This is a genomic window from Nostoc sp. (assembly GCF_036917655.1).
Taxonomy (GTDB): domain Bacteria; phylum Cyanobacteriota; class Cyanobacteriia; order Cyanobacteriales; family Nostocaceae; genus Nostoc.
Genome location: NZ_JBALCY010000065.1, coordinates 81,361 through 101,034 on the forward strand (window position 1 = coordinate 81,361; position 19,674 = coordinate 101,034).

The 19,674-nt window shown below is 42.8% G+C and carries 12 protein-coding genes and 1 pseudogene; 12 read left to right on the plus strand and 1 reads right to left on the minus strand.

Going from position 1 to position 19,674, the window contains the following annotated elements; translation table 11 throughout:
- Positions 1-51 precede the first annotated feature (51 nt).
- Positions 52-1,200, minus strand: coding sequence for an FMNH2-dependent alkanesulfonate monooxygenase (gene ssuD / locus V7K30_RS22350; protein WP_335002985.1), 1,149 nt, complete (start codon positions 1,198-1,200; stop codon positions 52-54).
- A gap of 539 nt (positions 1,201-1,739) precedes the next feature.
- Between ssuD and V7K30_RS22355 the strand changes: the two genes are divergently transcribed.
- The 12 genes and pseudogenes from V7K30_RS22355 (at position 1,740) to V7K30_RS34340 (ending at position 19,656) form a co-directional block, all read left to right on the plus strand.
- Complete coding sequence (locus V7K30_RS22355; protein ID WP_335002987.1) at positions 1,740-2,450, plus strand: TVP38/TMEM64 family protein; 711 nt, start codon at positions 1,740-1,742, stop codon at positions 2,448-2,450.
- A gap of 107 nt (positions 2,451-2,557) precedes the next feature.
- Positions 2,558-3,574, plus strand: a complete 1,017-nt coding sequence (locus V7K30_RS22360; protein ID WP_335002989.1) for a glycosyltransferase family 2 protein — start codon at positions 2,558-2,560, stop codon at positions 3,572-3,574.
- A 1,475-nt stretch (positions 3,575-5,049) separates the two neighbouring features.
- Positions 5,050-6,864, plus strand: coding sequence for an iron uptake porin (locus tag V7K30_RS22365; protein ID WP_335002991.1), 1,815 nt, complete (start codon positions 5,050-5,052; stop codon positions 6,862-6,864).
- A gap of 1,189 nt (positions 6,865-8,053) precedes the next feature.
- A pseudogene (locus tag V7K30_RS22370) lies at positions 8,054-9,701 on the plus strand (FAD-dependent oxidoreductase).
- A complete protein-coding gene (locus V7K30_RS22375; protein WP_335002993.1) occupies positions 9,698-10,027 on the plus strand; it encodes a ferredoxin family protein in 330 nt (109 codons plus the stop codon). The pseudogene V7K30_RS22370 and the gene V7K30_RS22375 overlap by 4 nt, the downstream one beginning before the upstream one ends.
- A 256-nt stretch (positions 10,028-10,283) precedes the next feature.
- Positions 10,284-11,291 carry an ABC transporter substrate-binding protein gene (locus V7K30_RS22380; RefSeq protein ID WP_335002995.1) on the plus strand — a complete coding sequence of 336 codons (1,008 nt, stop codon included), beginning with the start codon at positions 10,284-10,286 and terminating at the stop codon, positions 11,289-11,291.
- Positions 11,292-11,533: 242 nt separating this feature from the next.
- Positions 11,534-13,036, plus strand: coding sequence for an amidohydrolase family protein (locus tag V7K30_RS22385; RefSeq protein ID WP_335002997.1), 1,503 nt, complete (start codon positions 11,534-11,536; stop codon positions 13,034-13,036).
- Positions 13,037-13,191: 155 nt separating this feature from the next.
- Entirely contained in the window at positions 13,192-14,673 is a 1,482-nt protein-coding gene (locus V7K30_RS22390; RefSeq protein ID WP_335002998.1) for an amidohydrolase family protein, read from the plus strand.
- A gap of 277 nt (positions 14,674-14,950) precedes the next feature.
- Positions 14,951-16,195: an acyl-CoA dehydrogenase family protein gene (locus tag V7K30_RS22395; protein ID WP_335003000.1), complete on the plus strand. Its 1,245-nt coding sequence runs from the start codon at positions 14,951-14,953 to the stop codon at positions 16,193-16,195.
- Positions 16,196-16,297: 102 nt separating this feature from the next.
- Positions 16,298-17,119 carry a class I SAM-dependent methyltransferase gene (locus V7K30_RS22400; protein WP_335003002.1) on the plus strand — a complete coding sequence of 274 codons (822 nt, stop codon included), beginning with the start codon at positions 16,298-16,300 and terminating at the stop codon, positions 17,117-17,119.
- A 312-nt stretch (positions 17,120-17,431) separates the two neighbouring features.
- The gene (locus tag V7K30_RS22405) at positions 17,432-18,538 is read left to right on the plus strand and encodes an aliphatic sulfonate ABC transporter substrate-binding protein (RefSeq protein ID WP_335003004.1); all 1,107 of its coding nucleotides are present in this window, start codon (positions 17,432-17,434) and stop codon (positions 18,536-18,538) included.
- Between the two features lie 668 nt (positions 18,539-19,206).
- Positions 19,207-19,656 (plus strand): hypothetical protein, encoded by a 450-nt coding sequence (locus V7K30_RS34340; protein WP_442941091.1) that lies wholly within the window; start codon positions 19,207-19,209, stop codon positions 19,654-19,656.
- Positions 19,657-19,674: the final 18 nt, after the last annotated feature.

A 19,674-nucleotide genomic window follows, 5' to 3' on the forward strand; every position in this document is an offset into this window, starting at 1 on the left:
AAATTTGGTGTTTTTGCTTAATCCCAAATCCCAAATCTAAAATTGGTATAGTCATGAGGCACTCGTTAGTTGTTTAGCAAATTTTTCATTGGCGACGATTTCGCCAACAGAACTCAAGACTGGTGGCGTTAAAGGTGCAGGTTCGCTCTGCAAAGGTAGGCGTGGAAATAATAATTCAGCGGTGCGATACGCTTCTTCTAAATGGGGATATCCAGACAAAACGAAAGTTTCTATGCCTAAATTGCGATATTCCAGCATCCTAGCGGCAACGGTGTCGGGATCTCCAACTAGGGCTGTACCAGCACCACCCCGCACCAATCCAATTCCTGTCCACAGGTTGGGGCTAATCTCTAAGGCTTCTCGACTACCACTATGTAGTTGACTCATGCGCCGCTGTCCCTCAGAATCAGAACTAGCAAAGTCTTTCTGAGCTTTTGCGATCGCATCCTTATCCACATACTTAATTAGCTCATTGGCAGCATCCCAAGCCGCAGACTCGGTTTCTCGCACAATTACATGCAAGCGAATCCCAAAACGGACTGTTCTGCCTTGTTCAGCCGCTAATTTTCGGACTTCGGCAATCTTTTGGGCAACTTGCTGTGGAGGTTCGCCCCAAGTCAGATAAACATCAATGTGTTTAGCAGCAACTCGCTTGGCAGCAGCAGATGAGCCACCAAACCACAAAGGTGGATAGGGTTTTTGAACTGGTGGAAATAGGAGTTTACCACCTTTGATATCCAGGTAGTTTCCTTTAAAATCAACTGTTTCTCCACTGACAATACCCCGCCAAACTGTGAGAAATTCATCGGTTAAATCATAGCGATCGTCATGACTAAGATGCAAGCCATCCCCAGCCAGTTGCACAGGATCTCCACCTGTAACCACATTAATCAACAATCTTCCTTTAGAAATCCGGTCAAATGTTGCTGCCATCCGTGCTGCTGCACCTGGGGAAGTAATTCCTGGGCGAATTGCTACCAGAAATTTCATCTGCTTGGTGACAGATATAAAAGCAGCGGCAGTTATCCAAGCATCTTCACAAGAACTCCCTGTGGGTAACAATGCACCCGTGTAGCCTAAACTATCCACAGCTTGGGCAATTTGCTGCAAATAATCAGGTGTGGCAACACGAGAGCCAATATCTGTGCCTAAATAGCGTCCGTCATGAGATCCAGTAGGAATAAACCAGAGAATTTGCATGTTTGTCAGTGGGTCAGGGCAGAACTACGGCAAGCCGACAGAATTACCGTAGTTACTAATCAGTATTTTACAGGAAATTATTTAAAAAACCAGTATTGATTAACGATTCATAAAAAATAACTGCCCACAAAATTGACTTTCTCGCGGATAATCCTGATAATCATGACACTTTTGTTGCAACAATGGCTGTCGTGAAGAACACAAGTTGTATATTAATTACCTACATTTTTGCGACTTTGAAGTGTGAGCTTCCGGTTTCATCGACAGAAGCCTTTCTACCTTGCGGTTTTTTGGTCTCTGCTTGGATAAAGGTTATAATCACTGATGTCCAGACTGTCTAATCCAATATTTCCTCTACACTGTGGCGTCAGTTTGCCTACCTTTAACCAGTTGCTCTGAGCAACTGGTCTGGTTAATTGAGATGGTAACTAGATTTCCCTCAAGCTGTACTAGTTTCCAGAACCAAAGTTTTCAAGAATTTATTAAAGGGGAAATTTGAGAAAGATGGGTTGGGTTACAAAAAAAGTAGGAGTATTCTAGTGTGGAACTTGAAAGCTGGTATTATCCTACTCACACTGAGTTGCATAATTGCGACTGGTATAGCAGTATATCTGATTGGCGGCATTGAACCAGCACAAATTCAAGCTTTGCTAAAATCTTCTGGTATCTGGGCACCTGTTATTTATATTGCTTTGTATGTAGTGGCAACGATGTTAGTTTTGCCCTCAACGGTGCTAAATTTGACTGGAGGGGCAATTTTTGGCCCTTGGCTGGGTACTGTCTGGACTAGTGTTGGAGCAGTTATTGCGGCAATTATTGCCTTTATTTTTACTCGGACTATTGGACGCCAAACAGTTGCAAAACGACTAGCAGGACGCTGGCAAGCTATGGATGCTGAGGTGCGTCGTGGAGGGCTTTTTTATATGTTTGCCATCCGACTAGTACCGATTATGCCCTATGGCTTGGTCAACTTTGTCGCTGGACTAACTTCGATCAGCTTTAAAGATTATGTTCTAGGTACAACACTTGGTACTGTTCCTAGTGTCTTACCTTTTGTACTATTAGGTAGTTCTGGTCTGAAGGCAGTCAAAACAGGCGATTTCTTGCCGCTAGTACTCGCCTTAGGCTTAACTGGAACGCTGGTAGCAGGGTCTACTTGGTATCGCCATCGTCGGACTTTTCCCAAAAAAGCTGTAGAAAGCCTGAAAAAATCGGACTCTTCAGATTATAAAAATCCGAAGAATAAATAAATTATGGGAATCTGACTTGAGTCTTGCTAGGTATACTGAGAACCAAACCTTGATGATCACAAGCAGTCGGTCAGCTTGGCTATTCAAAAATTAAATGGGATTTTTAGATGGTACCAAAGTATTCATTGATTGTTCCAATTTATAACGAAGAAGAAATTATTCCTGAATTATACCGCAGACTGAGTGCAGTAATGAATCGGATGGACGGCCCTGTAGAATTAATTTTAATCAATGATGGTAGCCGCGATCGCTCCCTACAACTAATACGAGACCTCCATCAAAAAGACCCGCGCATTTGCTATCTGAGCTTTGCTCGTAACTTTGGTCATCAAATTGCAGTTACTGCTGGTCTTAATTTTGTCCGGGGTCAAGTTATTGTCATCCTTGATGCTGACTTGCAAGATCCACCAGAACTAATCCCCGACATGGTTGAAAAATGGCGACAAGGCTATCAGGTCGTCTACGCTCAACGCACTCTACGCCGCAAGGAAGGATGGTTTAAGCGTTTTACTGCTTACTTTTTTTATCGCATCCTCAAGAAGCTTGCAGATGTAGAGATTCCTACTGATACTGGTGATTTTTGCTTAATGGATCGGCAGATCGTAGATATTCTCAATTCTATGCCAGAACGCACCCGCTACATTCGTGGTCTGCGTTCTTGGGTTGGCTTTCAGCAAACAGCAATTCGGTTTGAGCGCAACCCCCGCTTTGCTGGGGAAGTTAAATACACTTTCAGCAAATCCTTGGCGCTTGCTATTAATGGTTTAGTATCCTTTTCAATAGTGCCACTGCGGTTATCAACCTACTTAGGCTTAGTGGCGGCAACGGTGGCCATCTTCATGGCTTTATTAGTCTTGTATTGGCGTCTTTTTGTCCCCCATTCGCCTTTAACCGGGTTTACGATTATATTGATGGCAATTTTCTTTCTCGGATCTGTGCAGTTAGTCAGTGTTGGCATCTTAGGCGAATATGTAGGGCGCATCTACGAAGAAGTTAAAGCCAGACCCCTCTACACTTTGGCTGAGGTCGGTGGTTTCTATTACAAATCCTCCAACTCAACGAACAATTCTGACAAACTAGATAATTTAGAAGATATTAGTATTCAAAATCTAGACAAGTCTTGACATTGGTACTGTCCTTCAGAATCAGAACTAGCAAAGTCTTTTTTAGCTTTAGCGATCGCTTCCTCATCCATATATTTGATAGACATCTCCAGAAATTAATGATGCGTTACCTGAAACCCTTATAGAGCAATACGCTTGGGTTAAGGATAGTTGTAGGTTGGGTTGAACGTTCGTGTTACCCAACAAACCACGAAAAATGTTGGGTTTCGTTCCTCAACCCAACCTACGCAGGTTATAGGTTTTTGGCTTTAACCCAAGCATATTGCTTTATAGAGAGGTTATAGGGACTGACAAAAAATAAATTATCCAAAATTATTTGTACATTTCTAGGGGATCTTGGCCTTACATTGGTGTCAACTTCACGTGAAAGCCTGCCTAAAAAAAGCTTTTAGAGCTTGTCTCGTTCCCCCAGTCGGAGACTGGGAATGCCTATCGGGGCTGCCACCTCAAGACTGGTGGCAGAGCCGCAATTGAAGTGCATTTCCAACCAGAAGCTGGAAACGAGGTTTTAAAGGGGTTTGGGCTGAAGTTGACACGTATGAAGGCTTTGCGTCCCTACGATGGGATGTTTTTTTAAGTGGGAGTCCCTAATTGCCTTGAAAATCGACTGTTTCCCCGCTAACAATATCTCACCAAACTGGCTGATGTGCCTTTAAGTAGCATAAATCGGATCGCCAGAAAGACGCAAAGATACAAACTGACTATCTGCGGTGATTGTCTACGACACGCTACGCGATCGCAGTTGCTTGAGTTGACTTAGCCAAGAATTTTGACATATTTTCGCCTCATGAAAAAGTACTGGGTCTTGCATTGTAGCAAGCTCTATGCAAAGATAATTCTACAAAAGTACGGTAAATCGATAGACTTATTGTATTTATCTAACAATTGATGCTGTCAAAATATAGCTGATTACAAATTAGTGTTTTCAGCTAATGTTAATTGGCAAATAATAACTTGAATCCAAATCAACCTTTAGTCAATGTTAGTAGCCATTGATGAACTTTGTACAGCATAACCAATAAAAACGGCATTAGGATGTCTCAGAAGTATCAGTTCACATAGCGTGTGGTTGAGTTTCCCTTAAAAGGAGAGGAGTCTTTGCTAAGGCAGTGATTGTCTCATCCAAGACATTTCTAGGATTCTTTCAAGCGCCATAATTCATAGTCTACTGCGAATTTTGGATTGTCCATTCAACTGCTTATAGCGTTTCCTAATCACATGAGGTACGTCATAGCCCCCTCTCGAAGAGCGGGGAGGGGGTTGGGGGTGGGGTTCTTGTACCTCACTCAACTGAGAACCGCTATAGTACTGATTTCAATATTTATCGGAGATTTGTACTTTTCTCACCAGCCAAACCTTTGCTAAATCTATTATCTAATGGTTTAGCAGAAATATTAGATCAAGGTTTTATGCTGGTTTTTCTGTCCAATTTAGAGCTAGTTTATTCGTCATTAAGGTTGAGGAGTTGAGGAGTCATGTCGAATTTTCGCTGGAATTATAGATGCCTAATGTTGCTGCTTTCGTTGCTAGATATTCTAATTATCCTAGTTTTTTATCCGGCAAAAAGTAAGGCTGAACTGCCTAAATCTGATGCAGCTACTGTCCAAGTAGAAGTAAACAAAGCTCCAGAAGCAGTTGTCAATCAAACAGTAGAAACTTCAATTGCACCGTTAAGTAGTGAAAAGGCTGCAAATAATGTTACGGGAACAGTGACACCTGTCTCACAATTGTTGGAAGTTGCACCGCTAACTAGTAAAAAAGCTACAAATAATGTAGCAGGGCAAGTGACATCCGTCTCACAACTGTCAGATGTTAAGCCGACAGATTGGGCATTTCAAGCATTACAGTCTCTAGTTGAGCGCTACGGTGTAATTGCAGGATATACAGATGGTACATTTAAAGGCGATCGTTCTCTAACGCGCTATGAATTTGCAGCTGGGTTGAATGCAGCTTTAGATCGCCTCAATGAACTAATAGCGACTTCAACGACAGATTTAGTCAAACGGGAAGACTTGGATACCATCAAAAAGCTACAAGAACAGTTTTCTCCAGAACTCGCTCAACTTCGGGGACGCTTAGATAGCTTGGAAACGCGATCTGCGAAGTTAGAAGCAACTCAGTTTACGACCACAACCAAACTTATAGGTCGATCTCAGATTGTCCTTGGCGAAGTTATAACAGGCAATAACGTCGTCAACAAGAGACCAGCACCTCACAATGCTACACTTCAAGGCTCTACTTCTTTACGGTTAAATACCAGTTTTAACGGTAAAGATTCACTAGCTATAACAATAGGAGGTGGAAATATTGAATCATTGGGACAAACAAGAGCTGGATTATTGGGAACTTATGAGGGGAGAACTGCTGATAACTCCAGTATTACTTTTGCACGCAACACTATTACTCTCACTGGTGTTCGCTATCGGTTTTTACCTTATCCAAATACCCAAGTCAACATTTATCCCTTATCCGATGGAGCTAGTGAGATAGGGCTTTCTGGCCCGATTAACCCATATTTTGAATCGTCTTCTGCGACTGGTGCTAATGGGATTTCACGATTTTCACGGCGGTCTTTGGTCTATAACTATGGAGATAGCGGCCCCGGTATTGCCATACTCCAGGGATTAGGCAAACAGCTTCAATTCGGGATAGCGTATAGCGCACCAAACGGTAACAATGCGACACCTAATAATGGCTTATTTACAGGCAGGTATTTAGCTTTAGCACAGTTAATATACTACTCTTCTAATCGGAATTTTCGGGTGGCGGCAACTTACGTTAATACCTATAGCCCACCAAATACCATAGGTTTTAGTGGAACAAATTTCGGCCCAGCTGTCGGCAGTAACCTGGTAAACAGCACCGTGGCTGGAGCGGGAACTGTGGGCAACCTTTATGGTCTACAGGCGTTCTATCAAGTTAATCCCAAGTTGGCAATCAATGCGTGGGTAAGTTATGCAGCACACCGCTATTTGGGGCGCGGAGATGGCGAGGCTATGGATTGGGCGGTAGGACTGGCATTCCCGGATCTTTTTAGTGAAGGTGCTTTAGGGGGGTTTTTAGTTGGTATGGAGCCGAAACTCATCAATCTCAGTAAGAGTGTAGATTTGGGAGCAGGTGCAGGACAAGCGGACAAAGATACTTCCCTACACGTTGAGGCATTCTACCAATATAAAATCGGAGATCATATTGAGGTGACGCCGGGTTTGATCTGGATTACTGCACCGAACTCTGATGCCAGCAATCCTGATAGTTTATTTGCTTGGGTTCGTACTGTCTTTAGGTTTTAACCTGTAAAAACTAGAGATATACAGCAGTTTTCTTTTGCATGAAGTACAAAGCTACGGATTTTGAGGCAGGAGGTAGAAACTCTTTATATCTGATGCGTGAGTCCTACATTTTGTACCTCACTTAAAAAGCAAACTGCTGGAGGTTTTCTAGCGATGCGTATTGGGCTTTATACACAAAACCCTCGTAGGCAGGTTTCAAATCCCCTGAGTCTGCGTAGAGAAAAGTCTGAGTCCCGAAAGTCAGTACTCAAAATTTCGGAGTAGATTTAATTGATGAGTTGGGTTTCTTGGAATTTCTTCGGTTTCCAAGTATGGGCATACAGATGTACGCCCATACAGTCGATTCAATTGTTACAAAGATTTAGCGCTGTTTCACTGGCACGCATTTACTTTCAAAAAAGTAATTTTCACGAAATGCTTCTGGCAAAAACTTTTGAGATATCATACAATTCAGCTATGGAACTAGTAGCTGAAGTCAGTTAAAACAGGCTAAATAACTAATACTTACAGTTGCTTACAGCCGACTGTAAGTATTAGTTTTGGGCGTTTTGTAACTTTCAGTCTTTTACAGATTTTTGCCAAATGGTTATTTCCAGAAACTAGATATTTCTGGTTCCCTCTGTGCCAATGCACCTCAGCAATTTTTTACCCTCGCCATTCTTAGCGAGAGTCTTTGAATTTATAAACTTTAGACGCAAAACAGTTTATCAGCTATCAGCTACTTTCACTCTTGCTCGAACTCTGAAAAACATTGGTACATGCCTTAAGCTGGAACGGGATTCCTTGCTCTTGTTTGGAAAAATTTATTAAAATACGGTAATTTTATCGAAATTAAGTATTTTATGTAGTAATTTTGGATAAATACACAAAATGCTGTAAAAAGCAAGTCTCTTTGGAGAGATAACAAAGTTTGTTTTACATAACTTTACGTTTAAATTTATTTGCTAAGATGCTTGCTTTTTGTCGAAAACTGTGAAAAGCTTTGTTGTAGTATAAACTACGGTTCATCGATCAAGATAATGTAATTAGTTTAATGCCAATCTGGTGGCAACCTATCTTAAGGAGCCACAATTTAAGCCTACTAGTAAGCCGTTAACCTGTGATAGGCAAACAGATGTCTAAATATTTTGCAGAATCGATGGGGTGAAGACTTGATGCTTGAGACTTTATCGATGGGGGGAAATGGTAGATGCTGAAGACGTTAACAACCGATTTTGAACTCAACTTAGAAGCGGATGTGCTTGTGATTGGAGGTGGGCCAGCGGGAACTTGGGCGGCATGGAGTGCTGCATCAAGTGGAGCTAGGGTGATCCTCGTAGACAAAGGATATTGTGGTACAACTGGATGCGCTGCTGCATCTGGGAATGGTGTATGGTATGTGCCACCTGAACCAGAAGCACGAGAAACAGCAAAGGCAAGTCGGGAATCGTTGGGTGGGTTTTTATCCGATCGCAATTGGATGGATCGGGTACTGGATCAGACCTACGTCAACGTCAATCAGTTAGCAGAGTGGGGTTATCCCTTCCCTACCGACGATGAAGGTAAACCCTATCGGCGATCGCTGCAAGGGCCTGAGTATATGCGGCTGATGCGGCGGCAAATTCAACGGGCAGGAGTCAAAATTTTAGACAACAGCCCCGCCTTAGAACTACTGGTAGATGACGATGGTGCTGTTGCTGGTGCAACAGGTGTGAATCGTCAGACTGGTGAGAAATGGATAGTGCGATCGCATTCCACGATCATTGCTACAGGCGGCTGTGCGTTTCTCAGCAAAGCGTTAGGATGCAACGTCCTGACAGGGGATGGTTATTTAATGGCGGCAGAAGCTGGTGCCGAGATGTCGGGTATGGAATTCTCCAATGCTTACGGCATCTCTCTCGCCTTTTCTTCAGTCACCAAAACCCTGTTTTATAATTGGGCAACCTTCACCTACGAAGACGGGACTGTAATTCCGGGGGCAAGTTCTCATAGACGGTCAGTAATTGCCGAGACATTGCTGCAACAGCCAGTTTACGCCATCATAGACAAAGCGGCAGAATCGATGCGGGCATCTATGCGTCTAGCGCAGCCCAACTTCTTTTTACCCTTTGACCGTGCAGGTATTGATCCATTTACTCAACGTTTCCCTGTGACTCTGCGGTTAGAGGGAACTGTGCGCGGTACGGGGGGAATTCGGATTGTAGATGAGAGTTGCGCTAGTTCTGTACGCGGACTCTATGCGGCTGGAGATGCGGCTACACGCGAACTGATTTGTGGCGGATTTACTGGCGGTGGTAGTCACAATGCAGCTTGGGCAATATCTTCTGGCTATTGGTCGGGGAAATCGGCTGCTGAATGAATATACGCGCAGTTTGGGAGAACAGAAAACTCAACGCCATGTTAAGGGTGTTGGAGAGGTAGGATTACAGAGTGGGAGCGATCGCTCCTTAGCAACTGATGAAATTATTCAAGCAGTTCAAGCCGAAGTATTCCCTTACGAAAAGAACTATTTCCGTACAGAACAAGGCTTAACCGAGTCTTTGGGTAAGCTAAATCATCTTTGGCAAGAACTCCGCAGTAGCCAGGTAACATCAGATAAAGAGTTAATCCGGGCGCGAGAAGCTGCGGCGATGGTAGCGACAGCGCGATGGATGTATAGCAGTGCCATCGAACGTAAAGAAACTCGTGGTATGCACAGACACTTAGATTATCCAGAACTTGATGCTAACCAGCAACATCACCTGATTAGTGGCGGATTAGATCAAGTCTGGGTGAAGAGTCAGCCGCTACTAAATACAGAAGATATTTCCCAATCCAAAATTCAAAATCCAAAATCTAAAATAGGAGCAGCAGTGTGATTGAGTTGGTCAGCGAGTCGCGGTGCATAAAATGTAATATCTGCGTGAACATTTGTCCAACCAACGTGTTTGACCGTGTACCTAATGCGCCACCAACCATTGCCCGACAGAGTGACTGCCAAACCTGTTATATGTGCGAATTGTATTGTCCAGTTGATGCTCTTTATGTAGCACCAGAAAGTGATGTGACGACTTCAGTCAACGAGGCAGAATTGGCAGAAGTCGGTTTACTGGGTAGTTACCGTGAAAACGTTGGTTGGGGACATAAACGTACATCAACAGCAAAAGCCGATCAAACATTCCAAATTCTCAAGCAGATGAAATAGCATCGTGGGGAAAAGAGTCATGCTGGCGTTAAAGAAGGCAGGAGGCAGAAAGCAGGAAGCAGAAGGTAGCCCTATAACTAGAAAAGTTAGGGATTTGGAGCCTAGTGACTGTTTTCAAACTCGTAGATCCCCCCTAACCCCCCTTTTTAAGGGGGAAAAAGAAACTCTAAAATCCCCCCTTTTTAAGGGGGGATGGGGGGATCTACAAAGACTGGGGTGCTTAACGAGAGGTTTGAAAACACGCCCTAGACACCTTATGTCTATTACAAGATTATCAACCTCAGTGGCTTATGTCCTATTGCTACTGACTACAGCATGTAGCCAAGGCGAAACTAAATCTGCTCAATCGATTAATGTTAATAGTGCTGTAGCTGCATCTAACAACATTTCTACCTTACGAATAGGTTATGTAGGTAGTACAGAACCTACAGGGCCACTTGGTTGGGCAAAGAAGAAGGGAATTTTAGATCGTGAGTTGCAAAAAGCGGGATTTAAAGATATTACTTTTGCACGATTTCCTAATGGGCCGGATCTAAATGAGGCTCTTGTCGCAGGGAAACTAGATGTTGGCTCTTTAGGCGATACACCAGCCATAGTTTTGAGAGCTAGGGGTGTTGAAACCCGACTGCTGCGGATTACTCAATTTAATACAATCGCCTGGTTAGTAGCGAAAAAGAATGGCCCGCGATCGCTCGCTGAACTTAAAGGTCAGAAAATAGCTACCCAAAAAGGCTCTTATATGCATCGATATCTGCTGGGTCTGTTAGCTGAAGCTAAAATTGCCAAGGATGTAAAAGTTGTCCACTTAATGACTACTGAGGCAAAAGCGGCTTTAGAACGTGGTGATGTCGCGGCTTATGCAACTTCAAGTGATCTGGGGCCTTTTCTGAAATCGCAAGGGTTTCCAGTGATTGATTCTTCTGCGAATCATAAAGGTTTGTCAGGGACATCATTAGTTATAGCGACCGAAAGCTTTCTGGCTAAACAGCCTGATTTTCCCCAGAAATTTAATGCAATTCTCACAGAAGCAACCAAAGATTTAAAAGCTAATTCTGAAGAATATTATCACTACCACGCCCAAACTACTAAATATCCCATCGATATTATCAAAGTATCGTTCCCACTCAAACAGATATCAGAAGAACCATTACCAGCTGAGGGTGTGAAACTTTTAGAGGGGACAAAGAAATTTTTAGTCTCGCAGGGTTTAGCAAAGTCGGACTTTAAATTAACAGATTGGGCTGCTAATGAACAACCGCGTTAATTTTATTAGCCTTGTTAATTAAAGATATGAAAACTCACGCAGAGGCGCAGAGAGTATTTATGGAGAAGGAAATTATCAGTAAAGCTGATTTTCGAGATTTTATCTTTACTAATCACGCCACATTATATGTAAAGAAAAATCCCAACTTCTTCAAAATAATTGCTGTTGAGAAGAGAGTAAACAAACTTCTGAATCAGCATTGACTATCTACCCAATCCAATTGAAAAATCAGGTAGAACACTATGACTATTGCATTAGACCATCCCAGAAAAACTAAGTCTGCTCAAATTCGGGAAAAACTGGGTTATCCCATCATCGATACCGATGTACATACCCAAGAGTTTCCCCCAGCATTCTTGGATTATTTAGAGCAAGTTGCTGGAACTGCGATCGCACAACGTTTTCAAGAACACTTACCCGGTGCATCTCGCTCTAAATGGTTCAAGCAATCTTGGGATGAACGCCGCGCTAACCGCACCGCCCGCCCTCCTTTCTGGACTCGTCCCACTAACGACGCTTTAAATTTAGCTACGATTAGTTTACCGAAGTTGCTGCACGAACGCTTACAAGAAGCTGGTACAGACTTTGCCGTTGTGTACCCCAACTTGGCAACGATGGCACCACACATTGGGAATGAAGAAATGCGGCGGGCTGTTTGTCGTGCAGCTAACACTTACCACGCTGAGATTTTCCGTTCTTATAGCGATCGCTTAACACCCATTGCTTCCATCCCCATGAATACGCCCGAAGAGGCGATCGCAGAGTTGGAATATGCAGTGAAAGTGCTGGGACTCAAAGCCATTCAAATTCCCGGACATATCCGCCGCCCGATTCCCGCCTTCGAGAAGTATGGCGAAGAAGTCGCCAACGAAGCCATCTGGATTGACACCTTTGGATTGGATAGTAAGTATGATTACGATCCATTCTGGGCTAAGTGCGTAGAACTGAAAGTTGTACCCACTACCCACTCTTCCGGTATGGGCTGGATCAATCGGCGTTCCATTAGCAATTACCAATACAACCATATTGGTCACTTTGCTTCGGCTGCGGAAGCACTGTGTAAATCTCTATTCTTTGGTGGTGTAACTCACCGCTTCCCCACACTCAAGTTTGCCTTTTTAGAAGGAGGTTCAGCTTGGGGTGCTAGTTTGTACACCGATTTGATTTGGCACTGGGATACCCGCAATAAAGACCATTTGGTGGAAAATAACAATCCCGCGAATATTGATCGCGAAGAACTGCTAGAACTCTATACCCGTTATGGTGATGAATTAGTACATGGTCGTTTGGATCAACTAGGTAGCGGTCTAGGTTTCCACACCGAATTACTAGCTCCCTTAGAGCCAGGTGATTTGGATGAATTCGCCGTCGCAGGAGTTACGAAGCCAGAGGATATCCGCGATCGCTTCTTGAATCATTTCTATTTCGGCACAGAATCAGATGATACCCGTGTAGCTCAAGCCTTTAACCGCAAAGCTAATCCCTATGGCGATGCCTACGGCGGGCAAAGCCAACGCGTTAAAGCATTTTTGGGTTCCGATTCTGGTCACTGGGATGTACCTGATATTACTGCGATCGCAGCTAATACCTATTCAATGGTAGAACGCAAGATTATCACCGAAGAAGATTTGCAGTACTTCCTGTCAATTCATCCCTTGGAGTTGTACACCAGCCTAAATCGTGACTTCTTTAAAGGTACGACTGTCGAGAAAACGGCAGATGAATTTTTGGCAAGCAAGGCTTAAGGATTATTGTTTTCACTCGTTCACTCGTTGCGCTCAAAGCGGCTCTGCCGCTAGTAAGGGAGGCGGAGCCTCCAGTACCGCATTCCCAGTCTGAGACTGGGAACGAGGCTATGCCCAATGTCCATAGACATTTGAATAATTAAGGGTAAACTATCATGACGATCGCTCTAGACCGCCCACAAAAAACTAGGTCTGCTCAAATTCGGGAAAAACTTGGTTATCCGATCATTGACACCGATGTACATACCCAGGAATTTGAACCAGCAGTCTTGGATTATTTAGAGCAAGTTGGTGGAACTGCACTTGTCGAACGTTTCAAAGAGAACTTGCCAGGATCTTCCCGCTTTAAGTGGTACAAACAAAGTTGGGAAGAACGTTTTGCTTATCGCACCAATCGCCCTAACTGGTGGGGTCGTCCCACAAAAAATACTTTGAATTTGGCTACCATTAGCTTACCCAAATTGCTGCATGAGCGCTTGCAAGAAGCAGGTACAGACTTCGCGGTTGTGTACCCCAACTTGGCAACGATGGCCCCGAATATCGGCAACGAAGAAATGCGGCGGGCTGTTTGTCGCGCAGTTAACACCTACCATGCTGACATTTTCCGTCCTTATAGCGATCGCTTAACACCCATTGCCGCCATTCCCCTCCACACTCCCGAAGAAGGGATCGAAGAGTTGGAATATGCAGTGAATGTTTTGGGACTCAAAGCAATTCAAATCCCCGGTTACGTCCGTCGTCCAATTCCTGCCTTTGAGAAGTATGGCAAAGAAGTCGCTAACGAAGTAGTTTGGATTGATAACTTTGGTTTAGATAGCCAGTATGATTACGATCCATTCTGGGCTAAGTGCGTAGAACTGAAAGTTGTACCCACAACTCACGCTTCTAGCCAAGGTTGGACAACTCAGCGATCTGTCACCAACGCCCAGTACAATCACATTAATCACTTTGCCTTTGCAGCAGAAGCATTATGCAAATCGCTGTTCTTTGGTGGAGTTACCCGCCGCTTCCCGCAATTAAAGTTTGCCTTCTTAGAAGGTGGTTCAGCTTGGGGTGCTAGTCTATACGCTGATATTATTTGGCATTGGGAAACCCGTAACAAACAACATTTATTGTCAAATAACAATCCTGCCATTATCGACAAGGAGGCACTGGTAGAGTTGTATACTCGTTACGGTGGCGAACTGGTAGAAGGACGCTTAGATAAGATTGGTGACGGTTTAGGATTCCACCATCAACTATTGGCTCCAGAAGATCCAGGCGAACTCGATGAATTTGAACTAGCAGGAATTGAGAAACCGGAAGATGTGCGCGATCGCTTCTTGAATCATTTCTACTTCGGTACAGAATCAGACGATACCCGTGTAAGCCAAGCATTTAATCGTGCTGCTAATCCCTTTGGCGATCGCGTTAAAGCCTTCTTAGGTTCCGATTCCGGTCACTGGGATGTGCCTGATATCACCGCCGTTACTGCCAACGCTTACTCAATGGCAGAACACGAAATCATTAGCGAAGAAGACCTTCGCTACTTCCTCTCAATCCATCCCTTGGAGTTGTACACCAGTCTCAATCAAGACTTCTTCAAAGGTACAGGTGTTGAGAAAACCGCAAATGAATATCTAGCGGCTAAGAAATAACTGTCATTAGTCATTAGTCATTTGCAAAGGACAAATTACTAATGACAAAAGACATTCTTTACAACGTTCCATGTTCCATTTCCTCTGTTCATTTGTAGGGTGGGCCTTGCCCACTCTACATTTCTCATAAACTCTGCATCTAATACCAAATTGTGAAACGATGTCTTGTTTAACTTTCACAGAGCAACGGATTAGCGCTCTTTTACTACTCTGAAAAAATAAAATATTTGTAGGTTGGATTGAACAAAGTGAAACCCAATAAAATCAAGGATTATTGGTGTTGTGTTTCGTTCCTCAACCCAACCTACTCCTAATTACGACTTATAAGGATGATTTGATTATGGTGCTAGAAATTACAAAACTAAAGGATTACATTGATGTAGCAGCTTCTCTATCCAAGGAACTTGCTCAATCCGCAGTTGAACGGGATGCGAAAGCTGGAGTTCCAGAAGAGGAAATTAATAAATTGCGTGAAAGTGGCTTGCTACCACTGATTGTACCTAAGCAATATGGTGGCATTGGTGCAACTTGGATTGATGCCTTAAAAATTATCAGAAAACTGTCAAAAGCTGATGGTTCAATTGGTCAGTTGTATGGTAATCATCTCAACTTGACAGCTTTGGGTCACGTTTCCGGCACGCCGTCGCAAAAGGAAAAATATTATAGAGAAACTGCTAAGAAGAACTTATTTTGGGCAAATGCTATTAACACAAAAGATACTAGGCTTAAAATTAACCCAGAAGGTGAGAACTTTCGTGTTAATGGTGTTAAAAGCTTTGGGACAGGTATTTCCGTGGCAGATTATCGGGTATTCTCCGCTTTGGAAGATGGTGTAGAGTTGCCCTTCATATTCATAATTCCCAAAGACAGGGAAGGGGTAGTTTCTAATCAAGATTGGGACAACATCGGGCAACGTCGCACTGATAGTGGTAGTTATACATTTAACAATGTCCTAGTAGAGAAAGATGAGATTTTGGGGCCACCCAATTCCCCTGATACTGCCTTCTCAACTTTTCTTGCTATTATTGCCCAGCTAACAAAAACCAACGTTTTTCTGGGAATTACTAAAGGAGCCTTCGCCGCTGCTCGTGAGTACACTAAAACTACTACTAAACCGTGGATTACATCAGGGGTAGATAGTGCTACTCAAGATCCATATATTCTGCATCATTACGGTGACTTTTGGATTGAAATCCAAGCCGCGATCGCTCTAGCTGATCAAGCAGCAGAGAAAGTACAAGCAGCCTGGGACAAGGATTCAGAACTTACTCATCAACAAAGGGGAGAAGTTGCGATCGCAGTTTCCGCGTCCAAGGCATTAGCTACCCGTGTAGGTATAGATATTACCAACCGCATCTTTGAAGTTACGGGAACTCGCGCCACTGCAACCAAATATGGGTTTGATCGTTACTGGCGGGATTTGCGAACCTTTACCCTCCACGATCCAGTGGACTACAAATTGCGAGCGATCGGCGATTGGGTACTCAACGATCAACTACCCGTCATCACGCAATATTCTTAGGGCATTGGGCATTGGGAAGAATTCTTAATAACTCCTAACTCCTAACTCCCCACTCCCCACTCCCCACTCCCCATTACCCCTTATCCCCAATCCGAAATTAATATGACCCAACTAAAAACACTTCCTACCTACGACCCAAGTTTATTTGAGGGAGCCGCAGAGGGCTACGCTCAATATAGAACTAAATATCCACAGGTTGTATTCGACAAACTAACCGAAATATTTAATCTCAATGGTCAAGGACGACTCCTTGATTTAGGCACTGGCCCAGGATTAATTTCAATTGCTTTGCGAACCAAATTTGAAGAAGTTGTGGCGATCGATCCCGATCCAGAAATGATTGCAGAAGCTAAACGGCAAGCAGCAGCAGTCGGAGCAAATAATATTACTTGGTTAGAACAAGGAGGCGAATTAATTGACTCTAGTTTAGGGACATTTAAGTTAGCCACTATTGGTAGAGCCTTCCACTGGATGGAACGCGAATTAGTACTTGAACGCCTTTATGAATTGCTTACTGATGATGGTGGACTAGCACTGCTTCAGACTAGTGACAACCCTTGGCAAAGCAATCTACCTTGGAAACAAGCTGCTGTTGGAGTAGTGAAGAAATGGTTAGGTGAAGAACGGCGGACTGGACAACGAGGACAAGGCACTCGTAAGCCAGTCGATCCTCCCCATGAAGTCGTAATTGGCAATTCGGCTTTTGCTCGTCAAGAAACCTATGAAGTGCCATTTGAAAAATCTTGGACTGTCGATAGCTATCTCGGCTACTTATACACTACAGCTTTCTCTCTGAAAATTTTCTATGGCGATAACGCCCCAGCATTTGAAAAGGATCTCAGAGAAGCACTACTAGCAGTTGAGCCGTCTGGACATTTGACAGAAGAACTCAAAGCTACAATCCTAGTCGCTTGGAAGCACTAGCAAAATTGAACGCTAACAAGACAGAGTTTCACTCACAAATTTCAATCTTCCACTAGCACGACATTGGAGTGAGCCTTTCTCACTCCACTTCCTAAATTTAGCCCTCCTCACTATTAAATTTTCAGTTCCTAGAGTCGTTGCAGGGTGGGTTATACCCACTCTCTTTCCTAATTTCATAAATAAAGTTTATAAACATACAAAAAAATAATTTTTATCAGCTCCAAATAAATTAATAGATAAGATTTTTTGTTATTTATATGGCAATTAATCATAATTGTTCTAACCACCTAGAGGGAATAAATAAAACAACCCATGCCAGCTTTAAAAGGAAAGTTTGAATTCAGGAAAAACCAGAGAATAACACGTCGTTATTTGCTGTTTGCTCTGGGCTATTGCTTAATGCTATCGACGGTTTTATCGAGTTGTAGTGAAGCTAAAAATAACACTCAGCAGTCGGCAGCTTCCCCTAAATCGGTGGATTTATCTAGTACTACAGAAAAGTCAACTGAGAAGCAAGTAGTGCGGATTGTACGTTCAAAACAACTTACTGCTTTAGCAGTTTTAGAAAAGCAGGGTTCCTTAGAAAAGCGATTAGAGCCTCTGGGTTTTAAAGTACAGTGGGCTGAGTTTGCGGCTGGCCCACAACAACTAGAAGCCTTGAATGCAAATGGACTGGATATCGCATCTACAGCCGAATCACCTCCTGTATTTTCACAAGCAGCAGGAGCGCCTCTTGTTTATCTAGCTACTACACACCCCAGTGGTAAAGCTATTTCACTTTTAGTTCCTGTAAACTCTCCGATTAAAAGTGTTACCGATTTGAAGGGAAAAAAAGTGGCTTTCCAAAAAGCCTCTATCGGTCACTACCTATTAGTTAAGGCATTAGAAGACGCGGGACTGAAACTGAGCGATGTCCAATCAGTTTTTTTAACGCCGCCAGACGCAAATGCGGCATTCAGTCAGAACAAGGTGGATGCTTGGTATATTTGGGAGCCATTCGCTACCAGAAATGTACAAAATAAAATAGCTCGTGTTTTAGCAGATGGCGGTAAGTTGCGGGATACTGGCAACTTTTACTCAACCTCGCGCCAGTTTTACCAGGCTCATCCTGATGTGATCAAAGTGTTTCTAGAGGAGCTAGAAAAGGCAGAAATCTGGACTAAGGATCATCCCAAAGAAGTAGCACAACTGCTTGCTCCTGTAACTCAGCTAGATCCACCAACTTTAGAAATAATGCATGATAAATATGACTATGGGCTAGTACCAATTACAGAGAAAGTTATTAACAAGCAACAGGAAGTTGCAGACAAGTGGTACAGCTTAGGACTTATCCCCAAAAAGGTGAATGTTAGAGACGGGTTTTTGACACCTGAAGAGTACGCCAAAATTACTCCGTCAGACGTGTTAGCGAATAAGTAGTTATCCCCAAGAATAAACAAACTAAAATACAGGAAAATGTTATGTCTAATTTGACCTTAAGAAAAGTTAAAATAGGACTCGTATTTGATTTTTTAAAAAATCAAATACGAGTCCTATAGCAATACTAAATCATTCGTGAAAAAGAAGCTCCCCGACTTCTCAAATAAGTCGGGGAGCTGCAGGCTGCAATTCTCACAAATCAAATAAGATTGCTATAGTTATCTTTATATAAACAAATAAAAACCTAATAAAATTTGTCTAAGTTTCACATTATATGCTTATAAAAATACAAGTAACTAAAAGTATTATTTTTTTTAAAACTAGTGTTTATGAATACTTTATTTTAAGAAAAAATCCGATAAAATCTAGACTGAAATTGATAGTTGTTGTCACTCATTAAAAACGCTGAGACGAAAATTTTTAAATTTAAATATACAATAAATGTAATGGCATTTTTGAAATCTTTGCATAGCCTCAATTTGTCTAGCAATAAGCCGATAAAACCAAACATAAAAAAGACAAAAACGGTATATGAATATAGCCTTTGCGAACCTTACATTACTAGAAATTTCAAAAAAATCTTGGAATAATCAACTTAAAAAATTGGGAATTTACATTGTTAGCTGATGTTTTTATATCAGTAGTTAATCACAAATTGAGGTGCAAAAATGTTTAATAATTTCGTGAAAACTCATACAACAATAATCGGGAAATTAGCCTTATTTGTGATGCCTGGTTTTCTAGCTTTGTCTACTACTTTAATCAGTTGTACGTCAAGTGTATCTAATACAAATACAGGAACTGATCCTAAAGCAGATCCAGCCGGGGCAAAGACTATAACTTTTAAAACAAAAGTGCTGCGAATGGGGTATCAAAGCTCTGGTGATTTAGTTAGAGTGACAGGAATTTTAGAAAAACGTTTGTCACCCTTGGGTGTGAAAGTTGAGTGGGCACAATTTGCTCAAGGACCGCAACTAATGGAAGCGATGAATGTAGATAAAATTGATATTGGCTTAGTTGGAGAAACTCCTCCCATTTTTGCTCAAGCTGCTGGTGCCAGAATCGTCTATCTTGCTGGTAGACGAATTACTGCTACTTCGGGTAAAGGGAGTGCGTAGGCGTAGCCCGCCGTAGGC

Bases quoted from the DNA above. Each gene is read 5' to 3' on its own strand.
- ssuD (WP_335002985.1), bottom strand. From the start codon at position 1,200: ATGCAAATTCTCTGGTTTATTCCTACTGGATCTCATGACGGACGCTAT.
- V7K30_RS22360 (WP_335002989.1), top strand. From the start codon at position 2,558: ATGGTACCAAAGTATTCATTGATTGTTCCAATTTATAACGAAGAAGAA.
- V7K30_RS22365 (WP_335002991.1), top strand. From the start codon at position 5,050: ATGTCGAATTTTCGCTGGAATTATAGATGCCTAATGTTGCTGCTTTCG.
- V7K30_RS22380 (WP_335002995.1), top strand. From the start codon at position 10,284: ATGTCTATTACAAGATTATCAACCTCAGTGGCTTATGTCCTATTGCTA.
- V7K30_RS22385 (WP_335002997.1), top strand. From the start codon at position 11,534: ATGACTATTGCATTAGACCATCCCAGAAAAACTAAGTCTGCTCAAATT.
- V7K30_RS22390 (WP_335002998.1), top strand. From the start codon at position 13,192: ATGACGATCGCTCTAGACCGCCCACAAAAAACTAGGTCTGCTCAAATT.
- V7K30_RS22400 (WP_335003002.1), top strand. From the start codon at position 16,298: ATGACCCAACTAAAAACACTTCCTACCTACGACCCAAGTTTATTTGAG.
- V7K30_RS22405 (WP_335003004.1), top strand. From the start codon at position 17,432: ATGCCAGCTTTAAAAGGAAAGTTTGAATTCAGGAAAAACCAGAGAATA.
- V7K30_RS34340 (WP_442941091.1), top strand. From the start codon at position 19,207: ATGTTTAATAATTTCGTGAAAACTCATACAACAATAATCGGGAAATTA.